Source organism: Cellulomonas sp. Root485 (genome assembly GCF_001426705.1).
Classification (GTDB): Bacteria; Actinomycetota; Actinomycetes; order Actinomycetales; family Cellulomonadaceae; genus Cellulomonas.
The window spans coordinates 939,174-955,482 of the sequence record NZ_LMFC01000001.1 but is presented as its reverse complement, the minus strand read 5'-3'; the positions used below and the strand labels follow the sequence as shown (position 1 = coordinate 955,482).

Below are 16,309 nucleotides of genomic sequence, written 5' to 3'. Positions count from 1 at the left end.
AGTATCCGCCCGGTGATAACGCCGCGTTACGTGGACCTGCACGGGCGGGTCGTCGGTCCGGGCCGCTGCCCGCGGGCGCCACCCGCCCGGTACGGTCGGGCCCGTGACGACGAGCTCGCGCTGGACCCGTGTACGCCGAGCGCTCCGCGACGGCGTCGCCCGCCTGACGGGCACCTCCCCCGTTCCAGCGCCTCCGCGGGCGACCTTGCCCGACCACCGCGGCACCGTCCACCTCCAGTACGCCCCGGCGCTGGACGGCGATGCGGACCCCGGCGAGATCGTCTGGGCGTGGGTCCCGTTCGAGGACGACCCGAGCCAGGGCAAGGACCGTCCCGTCCTGGTGATCGGGCGCGAGTCGGACGAGCTGCTCGGCCTGATGCTCACCAGCAAGGACCACTCGCGCGACGCCGCCCTCGAAGCCCGCCGCGGTCGCGTGTGGATGGATATCGGCGCGGGCGCGTGGGACTCCCGGCGACGCCCCAGCGAGGTCCGGCTCGACCGCGTGCTCCGGCTTCGACAGTCCGCGGTCCGTCGTGAGGGCGCGATCGTCGACCGGGCCCTCTTCGACGAGGTGGCCGTGGCACTGCGTCGCACGCACGGCTGGTGAGGTCCCGTGAGCCCTCGTGAGACCCGTCACGCGGTTCGGCTCTGTGCCCCCTGCCTGCTAACATGGTGATTCGCGTGTCCGCCCGGGTCGGCGGGCACAAGCCCAGTTCCTCTCCGCGGGTATCCCCACGCCCTAGTCCCGGAGCTGTGCGCGCCCTCTAGACCTGTCAGATCGCTTCGGCGAACGCACAAGAGAGTCCACACGTGGCCAACATCAAGTCCCAGATCAAGCGCATCACCACCAACGAGAAGGCGCGCCTGCGCAACAAGGCGGTGAAGTCCGAGCTCAAGACGCACATCCGTCGCGTCCGCGAGGCCGTCGCCGGTGGCGACAAGGAGGCCGCTTCGACGGCCCTCGTCGAGGCGTCGCGCAAGCTCGACAAGGCTGTCTCGAAGGGTGTCATCCACGAGAACCAGGCCGCCAACAAGAAGTCGGCGCTGGCGAAGTCGGTCGGCGCACTCTGATCCACCGCTGAGCGGGTCACGGCAGGGCCGTGACCGCCGGCCGCCGCGATCAGCGGCATCAGCACCAACGGAGGCGCCATCCCCGCAAGGGGGTGGCGCCTCTCGCTGTGTCCGTCGCCGCGCTGCTGCCCCTCGTCGGATCGCTGTCCCGCATCGGGTCGCTGCGCCGCACCGGGCCCGCTGTACCGCATCGCGCAGTCGTCCCTGATCAGGCAGCAGACACGGTGAAGGCGTCACCCCCCCTGCGGGGTGACGCCTTCACTGTTCTCCGACCTCGATCAGATCAGCGACCAGGTCTCCCAGGAGCTGAGCGGGATCGTGGGACGGAAGCCTGCCTCGCGCAGCGCGCGGTCGTACGCCTGCGCCGCCGCGGCACTGTCGCCGTGCATGGCGTACCGGTCACCCAGGTCGCGCCATGCCGACGCCGACTGCCGGGACGCCGACATCATGCCGAGCAGGTCCGCCGCCGACTCGTACGCACGCGCCGCACCCACTACGTCGCCACGCGCGTGCAGCGCGTCACCACGGGAGAGCTGGGCGAAGGCCGTCTCGAGCCGCGGCGGGTCGCCCAGCCGCTCGAGCGCTGCCGTCGCGTACCGTTCCGCGGCGTCGACGTCGCCGAGCAGGAGGTGCGCACGAGAGCTCTCGACGTCGACGCGGGCCAGGTCGAGCTCGGAGCCGAGGACGGCGAGCCCGGGCGCGGCTCGCTCGATCTGGTCGAGCGCCCCCCGCGGGTCCACCGGGTCGGACCGCAGCAGCAGCCACGCGTAGTTGAGTCGCAGACGGGGCAGGTCACGGTCTGCCTCACCCTCCGACAGCAGCCCGAGCGCGCGCTCCGTGTACCGCTGGGCGAGCTCGTAGTCGCGTCGCTGCTCGGCGACGAGCGCCGCGTTCCAGTAGACGCTGCCACGACCGCGCGGGCTGCCCAAGGACTCTGCGAGCCGCACGAGCTCCGCGGCCCGGTGGGTCGCGTACAGGAGGTCACCGCGCTCGACGTATGCCCACAGCACTGTGGACGCCAGGCGCAGGTGCTCGTCCGTACCCGTGAGGTCGGCCGCCTCGAGCTCGTCGAGGGTGCGCTCACCGACCTCGACGCTGCGGTGCAGGTCGCCGGCCTCGAGGTAGGCAGCCACCAGCGCGTTGGCCAGCTTGGCCGACTCGACGTGGTGCGTGCGACCGCGCGAGTCCGCGAGGAGCGGCTCGAGGATGGCGACCGCGGACTCGAGGTCGCCCAGGACCTCGAACGAGTGCGCCAGCGTGGTCAGCGCGTCGACGCGGACCGACGGCGAGACGATCTCGAGGTCCAGCGCCTCGAGCCTGCGTCGCGCACCGACGGCGTCGCCCTGCGTCATGTCGAGCTTGGCGTAGTCGATCTCGAGGCGTGTACGTGCCTCGTTCGGACCGTCCTCGCCGTGCTTCAGGTACTCGAGGGTCGTGCCCAGGCGTGTAGCCAGCACGGCGAGCGCGGAGTCGGTCGGTTCACGATGACCCGCCTCGATCAGGGAGATGTAGCTGGGTGAGAACGCGGAGCCCGCGAGCGAGGTCTGGGACAACCCTGCGGCGAGCCGAGCGTCGCGCACCCGGTCAGCAATCGTGGTCATGGGCAGTCATTGTATGTGTGACGTCCCCCGGATGCACCACCCCCCGCAGAGACGGCGTGTTTCGAGCCTCTGCTGTGCATCAGGGGGGGTGGTCAGTTGATGATCTTGCAGCAGCCGCTTGCGCCGCCGGAGGTCACCGTGTCATTGGTGCCGTCGGCGAGGGCGGAGCTCGGTGCGAGGGTCAGCAGGCCGAGCACCGAGAGGACCACGAGGGCGGACTTGAGCGGTCTGGGCATGGGGAGTGCTCCATCTTCTTGTCGTACCAGTGTGCGGGTGGTGCCCATGATGGCCTGTGACTCGCATCGTGTCTCCCGTTACTCACCGGTCCGACCCTGAAAGGGTGAAAGATCCCGGTTCGGTACCACTCTGTGAGCGGGGTCCCGGCCGTCCCCGAGAATTCCACCCGCCCGGGAGCGGTTCACAGGTCCGAAGTTGTGGTGTCATAGATGCCATGACACCCGACGACGCCGACGGGCGGCTCGCGCATCTGGCAGCCGCTGTGGAGGACGCCATCCCCCTTGCCCTCCGGCAGGAGTGGGCGCAGCGCATCTCGCACGAGCCGGTGCTCGTCGCTCGGCAGGGCATCTTCTCGGAGCACGGGCGTCCGTTCGCCTACCAGCTGTCGTTCCGCTCCCCCGACCAGCTCACCGCGAGCGCCATGTCGTGGAGCTCGCACCAGCACGAGCGGGCGACCGCACACGTGCTCGGCGCCACCTTCGGCCGCGCCGATCTCGAGCACGTCGCCAACGGGCGGCTGCTCTTCGTCCGGTGCCCACGCGCGTACCTGGTGGGGGATCTGCCCATCCCGCGACGCCCTGACCGCCTGGTGATCGAGGTGAACGACGCCGTCACGGTCGACTCCGCGGTGCTGTCGGGCATCCGCCGGCTGCGCGAGGAAGGGTTCCGCGTCGCGGTGCCTGCGTTCGTGAGCAACCCGAACCAGCGTCGCCTCCTGCCCCACGCGGACTTCGTGAAGATCGACGTGCGGGACCTGGACGTCGAGGGTCCACCCGTCGTCCACCTCGCCCGGTCGTACGGCGCGCTGCTGGTCGCCGAGTACGTCGAGACCCCGGACACCCTGCGCCACGCACGAGACCTCGGGTTCACGCTCTTCCAGGGCAACCTGCTCGAGCGCGCCGGTGTGCTCGACCGGGCAAGCGCTCGCCGCGTCAGCCTCTAGCGCCATTCGTCGACGTGGCCCGTCACAGCGCACTGCTCCAGTCGGGTGAACGGCGTCATGAACCCGCGCCGCGTCGCTCTCATCCGGTGTGACCGCGTCCGTCGTCTCCCCCGCCGTTCCTTCACGGCTCCCCATCGCGTCCCAGCCGATCTGGACGACCGAGGGCCGGCTGTTCGGCAACGAGTTCCTCTACCGGTCCCGTGAGGGGCTCCCCGCGCAGGTCGACCGATGGCGCTCCGACCGGCAGGACGTCGCCACCGCGTCGGTCCTCGAGGCCCTCTTCGGGGACGGCCCCCCCGTGGCCACCACCTACGCGTTCGTGAACATCACCCGCTCGTTCCTGGTCGACGACCGCCCGCTGCCTGCCCACGCGGGGCGTCTGGTGCTCGAGATCGTCGAGTCCGTCGCGGCGGACGACGAGGTCATCGCCGGTCTGGAGCGGCTGCGGCTGCGTGGGTACCTCATCGCGATCGACGACTTCACGGCCGAGCCGAACCAGGTGGCGATGATGCCCTACGCCGACTTCGTGAAGATCGACTGCCGCGACGTCCGCCGGCAGGGCGCTCCTCTCGTCCAGCACGCGCGGCAGTACGGCGCCCGCCTCGTCGCGGAGCGCGTGTCCGACTCCCTGCTCGTCGAGGAGTGTCGCGGCTGGGGGTTCGACCTGTTGCAGGGCGACGTGCTCGGTCCGGCGATCACCCTCAGCGCGTAGGCGCGGTCCTCAGGACCCGACCGCTGCGGCGACGCGCAGGACGGCCCGCTCGACCGCGAACTGGGGGTCGCGGCCCTCCCCCTTGACCTCCGCGTCTGCCTGCGCGACCGCGGAGATGGCACTGGCAAGCCCCTCCGGCGTCCACCGGCGCAGGTCCGCCATCGCGCGATCCGTCTGCCACGGCGCCAGCCCCAGGTCCCGGACCGCACCGGCCCCACGGCCGCGCACCGCCGCCACCTTGGCCAGCACGCGCAGCTTCGCGGCGAGGGCGGCGACGACGGGGACCGGGTCCACACCCGTCGCGAGCGCGTGCCGGAGCAGTGCCACGGCCTGCCCGGACTGACCGGCGACGGCGGCGTCGGCGACGCGGAAGCCCGTCGCCTCGATCCGCCCTCCGTAGTAGCGCTCGACAGCCTCCGGGCCGATCAGCCCGGAGGTGTCGGCGACGAGCTGCGCGCAGGACGCAGCCAGCTCACGCAGGTCGCTGCCGACGGCGTCGACCAGGGCGCGGACGGCTTGCGCGTCCGCGCGGCGACCTGCCCGCCGGAGCTCCGCGGTGACGAAGGCGCTCTTGTCGCCGTCGGACTTGATCACGTCGCACGCCACCGCGGGGACACCCGCGGACCGCAGCGCGTCGAGCAGCTTCTTGCCGCGCTGGCCGCCGGCGTGCCGCAGCACGAGCACGACCTCGGCCGGGGGCGCGGTGAGGTACGCCGTGACGTCGTCCAACAGCTCCTCGCCGGCGCGCTCGAGCCCGTCGACGACCACGACCTTGTCCTCGGCGAAGAGGGACGGGCTGCTGACCACGCCGAGGGTGCCCGCCGTGTAGTCGGCGGCGTCCAGCCGGGTGACCTCGACGTCGGCGTCGGCGGCGCGGGCGAGGGACACGACGCGGTCGACGGCGCGGTCCGCGAGCAGACCCTCGGCTCCACTGACCAGCAGGACGGGCGCCAGCTCGACCGCCTCCCACGAGACGCCGGCCGTGGCCTTGCTGGCACGGGCGGCGGGGCGGCGGGTGGCGGGAGGCACGGGCACAGCCTGCCAGACATCACTGACGCTCCCCCTCCGGCCCCGCGCGCCCGCCGACGAGCAGCGCAAGCGCGCACACTCCCGCGACCGCGAGCACGACCGCTCCCGTCCACCCGGGGAGCCAGGCCACCTGTGCCCCGGGGGCTGCGGCCGCCAGACGACCGACGGCCCCGATCCACCAGCACGCCGCTCCGGCGCCGAGGGCGAGGACCTGGGCGCCCGCGAACCACCACGGCGCCATGCAGCCCGCCGCCAGGCCGAGCACCGTCGCGGGCGCGACCGCCGGGGCGGCCAGGACGTTCGCTGGGACGGCGTAGAGGGACACCGCGGGGGTGAGCAGCAGGATCACGGGGGCGCACACCAGCTGGGCGACGACGGGCAGGGCGAGCGCGGTGGCGACCGGGCGTCCGAGGGTTCCGGCCCAGCGGTCGGCGAGCGGTCCGCCCAGGAGCACCAGGGCGCCGGTGGCCAGCACCGAGAGCACGAAGCCGACCTCGCCGGCCAGCCACGGGTCCGCGACGAGCAGCACGACGACGGTCGCGGCGAGCGCGGCGGGGGCGCGGTGCGGGCGGCCGAGCAGGACGCCGAGCAGTGCGACGAGACCCATCACGGCAGCCCGCAGCACGCTCGGTGAGGGGTGCACGACCAGCACCATGGCCGCCATGGCCGCGACCGTGAGCCCCGCCCGCACCGGCCGGGCAAGACGGACGGCCGCCGTGAGGGCGAGCACCAGCGCGGCGACCAGAGAGAAGTGCGCGCCCGACACGGCCGTCACGTGGGTCAGCCCGGAGGTGCGCAGATCGAGCGTGAGCTCGGCCGGGATCGCGGACGTGTCGCCGACAGTGACACCCGCGAACAGCGCTCCGGCGTCGCCCGGGAGCGTCTGCGCGAGCGCCCGCACGCCATCCCGGAACCGCGACGCGGCGGCCTCCGGTGCGGCCGGTGCCGAGACCACGTCCGGCGCTCCCCCGCTCAGCAGGACCGCGACCGTTCGCCCACCCTTCTCGCCCGGACGCAGCCGCCCGGTGGCGCCGACCCGGGCGCCGGGGGGCACGGCAGCCCAGGACGACGGGCCCAGCACGAGCACCTGGCCCGTCGCGCCGGACCCCTGGCCGCGAGCAGCGACGCGGTCGACCGCGAGCAGGGACCGGACTCGCACCGGCGCGCCCGGCCACGCCGGCGCCAGGACCGTCGGCTCACCGACGACGACGCCCTCGACCCGACCCACCGCTCCGTCCTGGGCGAGGACCGGGAGCAGGCCCCGGTCGCGCGCGGCCGTCTGGCTGGCGCCCGCACCGAGCACAGCCGCTGCGGCGACGAGGCACAGGATGACGACGGGACCCACCACACCCGACGACGACGGACCGCGACGACCTGAGGCCGATCCGACCGCTCCCTTCCTGCCAGTCGTCCTGGCCCCCGCGACCATCCGCATCGAGTTCATGTCCGGCTCGGGTTCCGATGCCGGTGTCAGCGGATGGCCCGCGTCCCGCCGCCGGCTCCCTCGACGGCGCGCCGCGAGGATCCCGATCCCGACGACGAGACAGACCGTGGCGCCGACCAACGCGCCGGACGACGGCACCCTGACGACCACGAGGGCGGTGAGCCACGCGGCAGCGCCCGCCGGCAGCAGTCGCACGTCGACCGTGATCGGCGGGTCGATGTCCTGGTCCGGACCGAGCCCGACCGGACCAGGTCGTGCGGATGCCCGGGTGCGCACCTCGCTCGCACCGGAGGGAGAGGGCGCTCGGACCGGCGACCTGCCGACAATCGGTCCTGGCGACACTCGGCTCGGCGTCATACCCGGACCAGGTCGCGGAGGCGTTCGAGCAGCGTCGGGCCGATGCCGGCGACGTCCGCGAGCTCGTCGACCGTCGTGAAGGGCCCGTCCTCGCGGTGCGCCACGATCCTGTCCGCGAGCACGGGACCGATGCCGGGCAGCGCGTCCAGGGCCGCGGCGTCGGCCGTGTTGAGGTCCACGAGCTCGTCCCCGCCGACCGACGCGGGGCTCCCGGCGGCTGCCAGCTGCTCCCCCGCCCGAGGCACCGCGATCTGCTCGCCGTCGACCAGGACTCGCGCGAGGTTGAGGGCGCTGACCTGCGCGTCGGCGGTCGCGCCGCCGGCCGCGGCGATCGCGTCGACCACCCGCGACCCCTGCGCGAGCCGGACCACCCCGGGTGCGGCGACAGCACCCACCACGTCGACGACGACATCGGCTGCCGCGGTCGGCGACGGGACGGCGGCGACCGGACCGCTCGGCGCGGGTGTCGGGAGGACCACCGGTGGGCCCGGCGCGAGAGCCGTCGCACGCAGCGCGACGGCACCCGCGACCAGCAGGATGAAGGCGCCCGCCGCCGCGGCGAGCTGCCACGAGATCGCCCACCGCACGCGCCGCCGAGGCGTGCGCGCCCGGGTGATCGGGTCGCCATGGGTCGCGGTGTATCCGGCGGTCGCGACCTGGAGCGCCGCAGCGGTCCGGGGTGGCAAGGTCGGCGCCGGCGCTCGGACCGGCGCGGCGGGATCTCGGCCTGTCGGGGCGTCGACCGAGTGCGACCCGGAGGCGTTCCGCCGACCGGGTGCCGGACGCGGGGTCCAGCCGCTCTCGGTCCGTGAGGGCTCCGGCGGGATCAACCGTGCGTCGACCTGGAGATCGGCTGATCTCGGGCCCGTCGCAGTAGTGGGCACGAGCCAGGTCGGACCGATCTCCGACCTGCGGTCCGCCGCAAGATCGAGATCGGGCGGGAACAGGTGGGTCGAGGTCCGGAGCACGTGACCGTCCGGCTCGGGCTGCCTGGAGGACGACGGGCCGCGCACGGGATCAGGCACCGGCGGACCGGCGGGGACGTGGGGTGCGGCGATCGCGGTCAGGCGGTGCCGGGCGATCCGGGCGAGGTCGCGATCACGGCGTTGCACCCGGTGAACCTACGGTCGGCCTCGGGGACCCCGCCGCCGGGGTGTGGACCGTGGGGTTCAAGGCGTCATCGGCCGGGCTGTGGGCGGATCGCCGGAGTCAGGCGTCGGAGACCACGATCGCCAGGAGGCCGGGACCGGCGTGCGCGGCGAGGACCGCGCTGGACTCGCAGACCGACGACTCCGCGAGGTGGTCGCCAGCCGCTGCGGCCAGCTCGCCGGCGAGCATCGCCGCGAGATCCGGCTGCCCCAGGTGGTGCACGGCGGCGCGCGCGTGGGGGCGTGCCGCGATCTCGGCGGCGGCGAGAGCGACCAGCCGGTCGCGGGCGGCGCGCCGGGTGCGCACCTTCTCGATGAGCTCGATCCGGCCGTCGTCGAGCGTGAGGATCGGACGCAGCCCGAGCACGATGCCGATCGCCGCCGCGGGGATGCTCAGCCGCCCGCCGCGGCGCAGGTGGTCGAGGGAGTCGACGAGGAACCAGACGCGCGTCGCTCCGGCGACTGCACGGCCTCGCTCGGCGACCTCGGCGCCGGACGGCAGCTGGGGCTCGACGCGTCCTCGGCTGCGCCACCACGCCCGCGTCGCCGCGACCGGTCCGGCCGCCGACGGGGTGGGCTCGCTGGGCGGCGGGGGCCCCACGGAGAAGCGAGCCGCGTCCAGCACCGCGAACCCCAGCGCCATGGCGACCGCGCCGGAGTCGACGACGTGGACGGGCACGGGCGAGGACTCAGCCGCGAGCTGAGCCGCCCGGACGGTGCCCGAGAGGTCGCCCGACAGGTGGATCGAGACGATCTCGCGCGCACCCGACGCCGCTGCGCGGTCGTAGGCGGCGGCGAACGCGGCGGGTGGCGGCTGCGACGTCGACACCTTGGCCCCGGTGGTGAGCGCGGCGAGCAGCTCGCCCGGTGTCAGGTCGACCCCTTCCACGTGCCGCACACCGTCGATCACCACGTCCAGCGGGACGACACCGATGCCCCACCGCTCCGCCGCCCCGTCGGGGAGGGACGCCGTCGAGTCCGTGACGATCGCGACCGACGGCTGCTCGACGTGGCGGCGTGAGGGCATGCGGGTCAGGCCGGCACGACGTTGACGAGCTTCGGCGCCCGCACCACCACGGTGCGGATCCCCCGGCCGTCGAGCGCGCGCTGGACGCCGACGTCGGCCAGGGCCAGGGCACGCAGGTCGTCGTCCGAGACGTCCGGAGCGACCTCGGCGCGGCCGCGGACCTTGCCCTGCACCTGGAAGATGCAGGTCACGGTGTCCTCGACCAGGTACGCCGGGTCGGCTACCGGGAACGGCTCGTGCGCGAGCGAGCGCTCGTGGCCCAGCCGCGACCACAGCTCCTCGGCGACGTGCGGGGCGACCGGAGCCGTCATCAGCACGAGGGCCTCGACAGCGGCGCGCGGCGTCGCCGGCAGCGTGGTCAGATGGTTGTTGAGGACGATCAGGCGCGAGATCGCGGTGTTGATGCGCATCGCCGCCATGTCCGCCGTCGTGTCCGCGATCGCGCGGTGCAGCACCTTGAGCGTCTCGAGGGTCGGCGCCTCGTCGGACACGACGGTCGCGCCGGTGCCCTCGTCGACCACGTTGCGCCACAGCCGCTGCAGGAAGCGCTGCGAGCCGACGACCGCGCGGGTCTCCCACGGGCGGGACAGGTCCAGCGGACCCATCGACATCTCGTAGACGCGCAGGGTGTCCGCGCCGTACTCGGCGTACATGTCGTCGGGCGTCACCATGTTCTTCAGCGACTTGCCCATCTTCCCGTACTCACGGTGGACGGGTTCGCCGTCCCAGCGGAAGCCGGTCTCGGACGTGGCGTCCTCGACCACCTCCTCGGCGGGCACGTGCACGCCGCGGGCGTCCGTGTAGGCGTAGGCCTGGATGTAGCCCTGGTTGAACAGCTTGTGGAACGGCTCGCCGCTGGAGACGTGGCCCAGGTCGTGCAGGACCTTGTGCCAGAAGCGCGCGTACAGCAGGTGCAGGACGGCGTGCTCGACGCCGCCCACGTACAGGTCGACGCCACCGACGGAGCCCGGCTTCTGCTCGCCGTGCCCTGGCCCCATCCAGTACCGCTCGAGCTCGGGATCCACCACCGTGGTGTCGTTCGTCGGGTCCAGGTAGCGCAGGTAGTACCAGCAGGAGCCGGCCCAGTTGGGCATCGTGTTGGTGTCCCGGCGGTACTGCTTCGGGCCGTCGCCCAGGTCGAGCGTGACGTTCACCCAGTCCTCGTTGCGGCCCAGGGGCGGCTCGGGGGTGGAGTGCGCGTCGTCGGGCGCGAACGTGCGCGGCGAGTAGTCGGGCACCTCCGGCAGGTTCACGGGCAGCGCCGACTGCGGGACCGCCAGCGGCAGGTCGTGCTCGTCGTAGACGATCGGGAACGGCTCGCCCCAGTAGCGCTGGCGGCTGAACAGCCAGTCGCGCAGCCGGTACGTGATGGTGCCCTCACCGACGCCCTTCGCGGTCAGCCAGTCGGTGATCGCCGCCTTGGCGTCGGCCACGCCCAGACCGTCCAGGCTGATCTCGTCGTTCGAGGAGTTGATCGCGGTGCCCTCGCCGGTGCGCGCGCCGGGTTCGGTGCCCTCCGGGGCGTCGATCGTGTAGACGACCGGCAGGTCGAACGCGCCCGCGAACGCGAAGTCGCGCGCGTCGCCGCCGGGGACCGCCATGATCGCGCCGGTCCCGTAGCCCATGAGCACGTAGTCCGCGGTGAACACGGGCAGCAGCTCGCCGTTCACCGGGTTGGCGGCCAGGTGGCCCGTGAACACGCCCGTCTTGCGACCTGCGTCGGCCTGCCGCTCGACCGCGGTCTTCGCGGCGGTCTCGGCGCGGTACGACGCGACGGCGTCGGCCGGGGAACGGTGCCCACCGGTCCACAGGTCCTTGGTGCCGTCCGGCCACGCCGTGGGCACCTGGTCCAGCAGCGGGTGCTCGGGGGCGACGACGACGAAGGTGGCACCGAACAGGGTGTCGGGGCGCGTGGTGAACACCTCGACCTGGTCGCCACCCTGCACCGCGAAGCGGACGCGGGCACCCGACGAGCGACCGATCCAGTTGCGCTGCATCGCCTTGACCTTGTCCGGCCAGTCGATGTGCTCCAGGTCGTCGATCAGCCGGTCGGCGTACGTGGTGATGCGCATGTTCCACTGCCGCAGGCTGCGCTGGAACACCGGGAAGTTGCCGCGCTCGGAGCGGCCGTCGGCCGTGACCTCCTCGTTGGCCAGCACGGTGCCCAGACCAGGGCACCAGTTCACGGGGGTCTCGGAGACGTAGGCGAGGCGGTGCGTGTCCAGCACGCGGCGACGCTCGACCTCGTCGAGTCCCGCCCACTCGTCGCCGCGGGACCCGGCGTCGTACTCCGCGACGAGCTCCGCGATCGGGCGCGCCCGGCCGACGCCGCCGTCGGGACGCGGTGCGGTCTCGTCGTACCAGGAGTCGAAGATCTGCAGGAAGATCCACTGCGTCCAGCGGATGTAGTCCGGGTCGATCGTCGCGAACGACCGGCGCGGGTCGTGCGCCAGCCCCAGCCGGCGCAGCTGGCGCTGCATGATCTCGATGTTCGCCTCGGTGGTGGTGCGCGGGTGCTGGCCCGTCTGCACGGCGAACTGCTCGGCGGGCAGGCCGAACGCGTCGAACCCCAGCGCGTGCAGCACGTTGTCGCCCTGCATGCGGCGGAAGCGACCCACGACGTCCGTGCCGATGTACCCGAGCGGGTGCCCGACGTGCAGGCCCGCGCCGGAGGGGTACGGGAACATGTCCATGACGAAGAACGCCGGCTGCGCGGGGTCCGCGTGCCGACCGTCACCGTCGGTGAGGCCGCCCGTGGGGTCGGCGGCGAAGAACGTGCCCCGGTCCGCCCACTCGTCCTGCCAGCGCAGCTCGATCTGGCGCGCGAGCTCGGGTGTGTACCGGAACGGGACGTCGTCGGTGGCAGTGGTGGCGGTGGGGGCGTCCGGCAAGGTCACCCGGCGAGTTTACCGACCACGGGTAGCGGCGCCGTACCTGGCCGGGTGCGCTGGTACGCGCGGTCGTATGCTCCGGACATGTCGGACAGCACGCCGTCGTCGGCCCCCACCTCGTCCGCCGCCGACCTGGCCGCCCTGCGCGCCGCGGCCGCCCAGGCCGCCGCCGAGGCGGCGGAGGCCAAGGCCGAGGCCGCTGCGGCCGCGCTCGCGGCGGCGGAGGCGGCGGCGGCGGACCGCCCGGCGCCCACGTCGGAACCGCCCGCCGACCCTCCCGCAGCGGCGGTCGCGCCCGCCCCGGCGCCCGCCGAAGCCCCCGCACCGGCGGTCGCGCCGGCCCCAGCGCTCTCCGAGCACGCCGCGCAGATCGTCGCCGGCTACACGTTTGCCGGACCGATGCTTCCCGTCGGGGCCCTGGTCGAGGACAACGTCGCGATCCCCGGGGCGCCGGTGGGCATCCCGCTCGCGATGATGAACCGCCACGGCCTGGTCGCGGGCGCGACCGGCACCGGCAAGACCAAGACGCTCCAGGTGCTGACCGAGGGCCTGTCGGCCGCGGGGGTGCCGGTCTTCGTCGCCGACATCAAGGGCGACCTGTCCGGGCTGGCCGTCCCCGGGGCGTCGAGCGAGAAGCTGCTGGCCCGCACCGCGAGCCTCGGGCAGGAGTGGGTGGCGACGGCGTCGCCGGTGGAGTTCCTCAGCCTCGGCGGTCTCGGTGAAGGGTCGCCGGTGCGGACGACCGTCACCGACTTCGGGCCGCTGCTCCTGGCCAAGGTGCTCGGGCTGAACGCGACGCAGGAGTCGAGCCTCGGCCTGATCATGCACTGGGCGGACACGCAGGGGCTGGCGCTGCTGGACCTCAAGGACCTGCAGGCGACGATCGCGTACCTGGTCAGCGACGAGGGCAAGCCGCTGCTCAAGGGCATCGGCGGGCTGTCGGCGGCGACCGCGGGCGTGATCCTGCGCGAGATCGTGTCGTTGCAGGGTCAGGGCGCCGACGCGTTCTTCGGGGAGCCCGCGTTCGACGTCTCGGAGCTGCTGCGGACCACCCCGGACGGTCGCGGCGTCGTCAGCGCCCTGGAGCTTCCCGCCGTGCAGGACCGGCCGGCCCTGTTCTCGACGTTCCTCATGTGGCTGCTGGCCGAGCTGTTCCAGGAGCTCCCGGAGGTGGGCGACCCCGACAAACCGCGGCTCGTGTTCTTCTTCGACGAGGCGCACCTGCTGTTCACGGGCGCGTCGGGCGACTTCCTCACGCAGGTGACCCAGACGGTGCGGCTCATCCGGTCGAAGGGTGTCGGCGTCTTCTTCGTCACGCAGAGCCCGAAGGACGTGCCCGGCGACGTGCTGGCCCAGCTGGGCAACCGGGTGCAGCACGCGCTACGGGCGTTCACCCCGGACGACGCGAAGGCGCTGCGGGCTGCGGCCCGGACGTTCCCGACGTCGCCCTACGACCTCGAGCAGCTGCTGCAGTCGCTGGGCACCGGCGAGGCGGTCGTCACGGTCCAGTCGGAGCGCGGGACGCCGACGCCGGTGGCGTGGACCCGGTTGCGGGCGCCGCAGTCCTCGATGGAGCCGATGCCGGCGGCCGACATGGCTGCGGCAGTGACGGCGTCGCCCCTGTCCGCCCGGTACGCCGTGGCGGTGGACCGGGAGTCCGCGTACGAGCTGCTGGCTGTCCGGGCCGCGAAGGCGCAGGAGGCGGCGCGCAAGCAGCAGGAGGCCGAGGAGGCTCAGGACCGCGCGGACGAGGCGGCGCGGGAGGCGCGTCGGACCGCTCCGCGCCGCTCGACCAGCCGGACGAGCCCGCTGGACAGCCTGCTGCGGTCAGCGGGCACTCAGCTCGGGCGTGAGATCACGCGCTCGATCTTCGGGACGCGCCGACGCTGACAGGACCGGCACAGCGCCACGCCCGAAGACGAGCACGACCACGAGACCGAGCGCGGTCAGCGCCGCCCCGACCCACGCGGGTGCCAGGTAGCCGAACCCGGCGGCGATGACGAGGCCGCCCACGAACGCACCGGCCGCGTTGCCCAGGTTGAGGGCCGAGTGGCACAGGGCGGCACCGAGGGAGGGCGCGGCCGGTGACACGTCCATCAGGCGGGTCTGAAGGGACAGCCCGAGCACCTGGGACGTGACGCCGAGCAGGACCAGCGCGAGCACGGCGGGCACCGGGTACGCGCCGACGAGCGCGATGGCCACGAGGACGACGATGGTCGCGATCATCGAGCCGATGACCGTGCCGAGCACGGAGCGGTCCGCGAGCCGGCCGCCGACGACCGTCCCGATCGTCATGCCGATCCCGTACAGCGCGAGGACCAGCGGCACGAGCGCGATCCCCAGGCCGGTCACCTCGGTGAGCAGCGGCTTGACGTAGGAGTAGACCGCGAACATGCCGCCGAACCCGACCGCGCCGGCACCGAACGCGATCCAGAGCCGCCGGTTGCGCAGGGCGGCGAGCTCGGTCCGGACGGTGGTCCCGGGAGGCGACGGCAGTGACGGCGTCCACGCGTGCAGCGCGGCGAGGGTGACCAGGCCGAGCACGCCGACCCCGACGAACGCCCATCGCCAGCCGACCGCGTGCCCGACGATCGCCGAGAGCGGGACGCCGACAGCGCACGCCACGGTCAGGCCGGCCATCATCGCCGCCACGGCCCGCCCGCGCTTCTCGGGTCCCACGACCGCTGTGCCCATGACCGCGCCGACCCCGAAGTACGCGCCGTGCGGCAGCCCGGCGAGGAACCGTGCGAGCACCAGCCAGCCCATGCTCGGCGCGAACGCGGACAGGACGTTGCCCACCGTGAACGCGACCATGAGCAGCAGGAGGAGCCGGCGGCGGTCCAGCCGGGCGCCCAGTGCAGCGAGCGTCGGGGCGCCGACGACGACCCCCAGCGCGTACGCGGTGATGGCGTGCCCGGCCACGGGGATCGAGACGCCGAGGTCGCCGGCGATCTCGGGCAGCAGGCCCATCGTCGCGAACTCGGTGGTGCCGATGCCGAACCCGCCGAGGGCGAGCGCGAACAGCGCGGCGCGCGAGCGCGCGGGCGACAGCGGGGCCGAGCGCAGCTGGACCAAGAACGGCCTCCGGACGAATCGATTCGATCGCGATGCGGAGTGCGCCGTCGTCAGCTCCGGTGGATGCCGCCCAGCGTACGGGGTGTCAGCGGACGGGGACCAACCAGATGGCCCGTGCCGCCACCTCGCCGAGGTCGACCGTCGCGCCCGCGACGCGCACCGAGATCACCCCGGCGACCGTGCGGCGTTCCACCACGGTGACCGGCGCGTCCAGCAGCAGGTCGACCGACTCCAGGTACCGGAGCAGCCCGGGGTCCGCGTCGGAGATCCGCGCGACCGCCCACTCCCCCGGCGCCACGTCCCACAGCACGCTGGCCGCGGGGATGTCGAGGGAGCCGTCGGAGCCCGGGATCGGGTCCCCGTGCGGGTCCCGGGTCGGGTGGCCGAGCCGGGCGGAGAGACGCTCCACGAACAGGTCGGAGACCGCGTGCTCCAGCACCTCGGCCTCGTCGTGGACCTCGTCCCAGCCGTAGCCGAGCATCTCCACGAGGAACGTCTCGATCAGCCGGTGCCGCCGCACGACCGCGAGCGCGTGCCGCTCGCCGGCGGCCGTGAGCTCGACCGCCCCGTAGGGCTGGTGGGTGACCAGGCCGCTGTCGGCGAGCCGTCGGACGGTCTCCGAGACCGTGGACGCGCCGACCCCGAGGCGGGTGGCCAGCATCTTGGTGGTGACGGGCTGCTCCGACCACTCGCGGGCCGACCACACGACCTTGAGGTAGTCCTGGGTGACGGCGCTCAGCTCGGGTGTCGTCGGGGTGCTCACGGCGTCCAGAG

14 protein-coding genes are annotated in these 16,309 nt (G+C 73.5%); 5 read left to right on the top strand and 9 right to left on the bottom strand.

Features of this window, described 5'->3' with window-relative positions:
• The first annotated feature begins 103 nt into the window (after positions 1 to 103).
• Positions 104 to 607, top strand: coding sequence for a type II toxin-antitoxin system PemK/MazF family toxin (locus ASD16_RS04410; RefSeq protein ID WP_082570587.1), 504 nt, complete (start codon positions 104 to 106; stop codon positions 605 to 607).
• Positions 608 to 810: 203 nt separating this feature from the next.
• Positions 811 to 1,071, top strand: coding sequence for a 30S ribosomal protein S20 (gene rpsT, locus ASD16_RS04405; protein ID WP_055913307.1), 261 nt, complete (start codon positions 811 to 813; stop codon positions 1,069 to 1,071).
• A gap of 278 nt (positions 1,072 to 1,349) precedes the next feature.
• On the opposite strand, the gene ASD16_RS04400 is transcribed toward rpsT, so the two are convergent.
• Both ASD16_RS04400 and ASD16_RS21660 read right to left on the bottom strand, forming a co-directional pair.
• Positions 1,350 to 2,672: a helix-turn-helix domain-containing protein gene (locus ASD16_RS04400; protein ID WP_055913304.1), complete on the bottom strand. Its 1,323-nt coding sequence runs from the start codon at positions 2,670 to 2,672 to the stop codon at positions 1,350 to 1,352.
• A gap of 92 nt (positions 2,673 to 2,764) precedes the next feature.
• Positions 2,765 to 2,908, bottom strand: a complete 144-nt coding sequence (locus ASD16_RS21660; protein WP_157453788.1) for a hypothetical protein — start codon at positions 2,906 to 2,908, stop codon at positions 2,765 to 2,767.
• Between the two features lie 215 nt (positions 2,909 to 3,123).
• Here ASD16_RS21660 and ASD16_RS04395 point away from each other — a divergent pair, with 215 nt between their 5' ends.
• Positions 3,124 to 3,852, top strand: a complete 729-nt coding sequence (locus ASD16_RS04395; protein WP_055913301.1) for an EAL and HDOD domain-containing protein — start codon at positions 3,124 to 3,126, stop codon at positions 3,850 to 3,852.
• 88 nt (positions 3,853 to 3,940) lie between these two features.
• Positions 3,941 to 4,564 carry an EAL domain-containing protein gene (locus ASD16_RS04390; RefSeq protein WP_055913299.1) on the top strand — a complete coding sequence of 208 codons (624 nt, stop codon included), beginning with the start codon at positions 3,941 to 3,943 and terminating at the stop codon, positions 4,562 to 4,564.
• Between the two features lie 9 nt (positions 4,565 to 4,573).
• On the opposite strand, the gene holA is transcribed toward ASD16_RS04390, so the two are convergent.
• The 5 genes from holA to leuS form a co-directional block, all read right to left on the bottom strand.
• Positions 4,574 to 5,593, bottom strand: a complete 1,020-nt coding sequence (holA, locus tag ASD16_RS04385; protein WP_055915702.1) for a DNA polymerase III subunit delta — start codon at positions 5,591 to 5,593, stop codon at positions 4,574 to 4,576.
• 19 nt (positions 5,594 to 5,612) lie between these two features.
• Positions 5,613 to 6,938: a ComEC/Rec2 family competence protein gene (locus ASD16_RS04380; protein ID WP_162250277.1), complete on the bottom strand. Its 1,326-nt coding sequence runs from the start codon at positions 6,936 to 6,938 to the stop codon at positions 5,613 to 5,615.
• Between the two features lie 452 nt (positions 6,939 to 7,390).
• Positions 7,391 to 8,080 carry a helix-hairpin-helix domain-containing protein gene (locus ASD16_RS04375; protein WP_235523105.1) on the bottom strand — a complete coding sequence of 230 codons (690 nt, stop codon included), beginning with the start codon at positions 8,078 to 8,080 and terminating at the stop codon, positions 7,391 to 7,393.
• A gap of 523 nt (positions 8,081 to 8,603) precedes the next feature.
• The gene (locus ASD16_RS04370; protein ID WP_082570586.1) at positions 8,604 to 9,569 is read right to left on the bottom strand and encodes a DegV family protein; all 966 of its coding nucleotides are present in this window, start codon (positions 9,567 to 9,569) and stop codon (positions 8,604 to 8,606) included.
• Between the two features lie 5 nt (positions 9,570 to 9,574).
• On the bottom strand, positions 9,575 to 12,466 hold the full coding sequence (gene leuS / locus ASD16_RS04365; RefSeq protein ID WP_055913292.1) for a leucine--tRNA ligase: 2,892 nt from the start codon (positions 12,464 to 12,466) through the stop codon (positions 9,575 to 9,577).
• 78 nt (positions 12,467 to 12,544) lie between these two features.
• Here leuS and ASD16_RS04360 point away from each other — a divergent pair, with 78 nt between their 5' ends.
• On the top strand, positions 12,545 to 14,350 hold the full coding sequence (locus ASD16_RS04360; RefSeq protein ID WP_055915697.1) for a helicase HerA-like domain-containing protein: 1,806 nt from the start codon (positions 12,545 to 12,547) through the stop codon (positions 14,348 to 14,350).
• Here ASD16_RS04360 and ASD16_RS04355 read toward each other — a convergent pair.
• Both ASD16_RS04355 and ASD16_RS04350 read right to left on the bottom strand, forming a co-directional pair.
• Entirely contained in the window at positions 14,288 to 15,535 is a 1,248-nt protein-coding gene (locus ASD16_RS04355; protein WP_235523104.1) for an MFS transporter, read from the bottom strand. The two genes, ASD16_RS04360 and ASD16_RS04355, sit on opposite strands and share 63 nt — an antisense overlap.
• 85 nt (positions 15,536 to 15,620) lie before the next feature.
• Positions 15,621 to 16,298: a metal-dependent transcriptional regulator gene (locus tag ASD16_RS04350; protein WP_055913289.1), complete on the bottom strand. Its 678-nt coding sequence runs from the start codon at positions 16,296 to 16,298 to the stop codon at positions 15,621 to 15,623.
• Between the last annotated feature and the right edge of the window lie 11 nt (positions 16,299 to 16,309).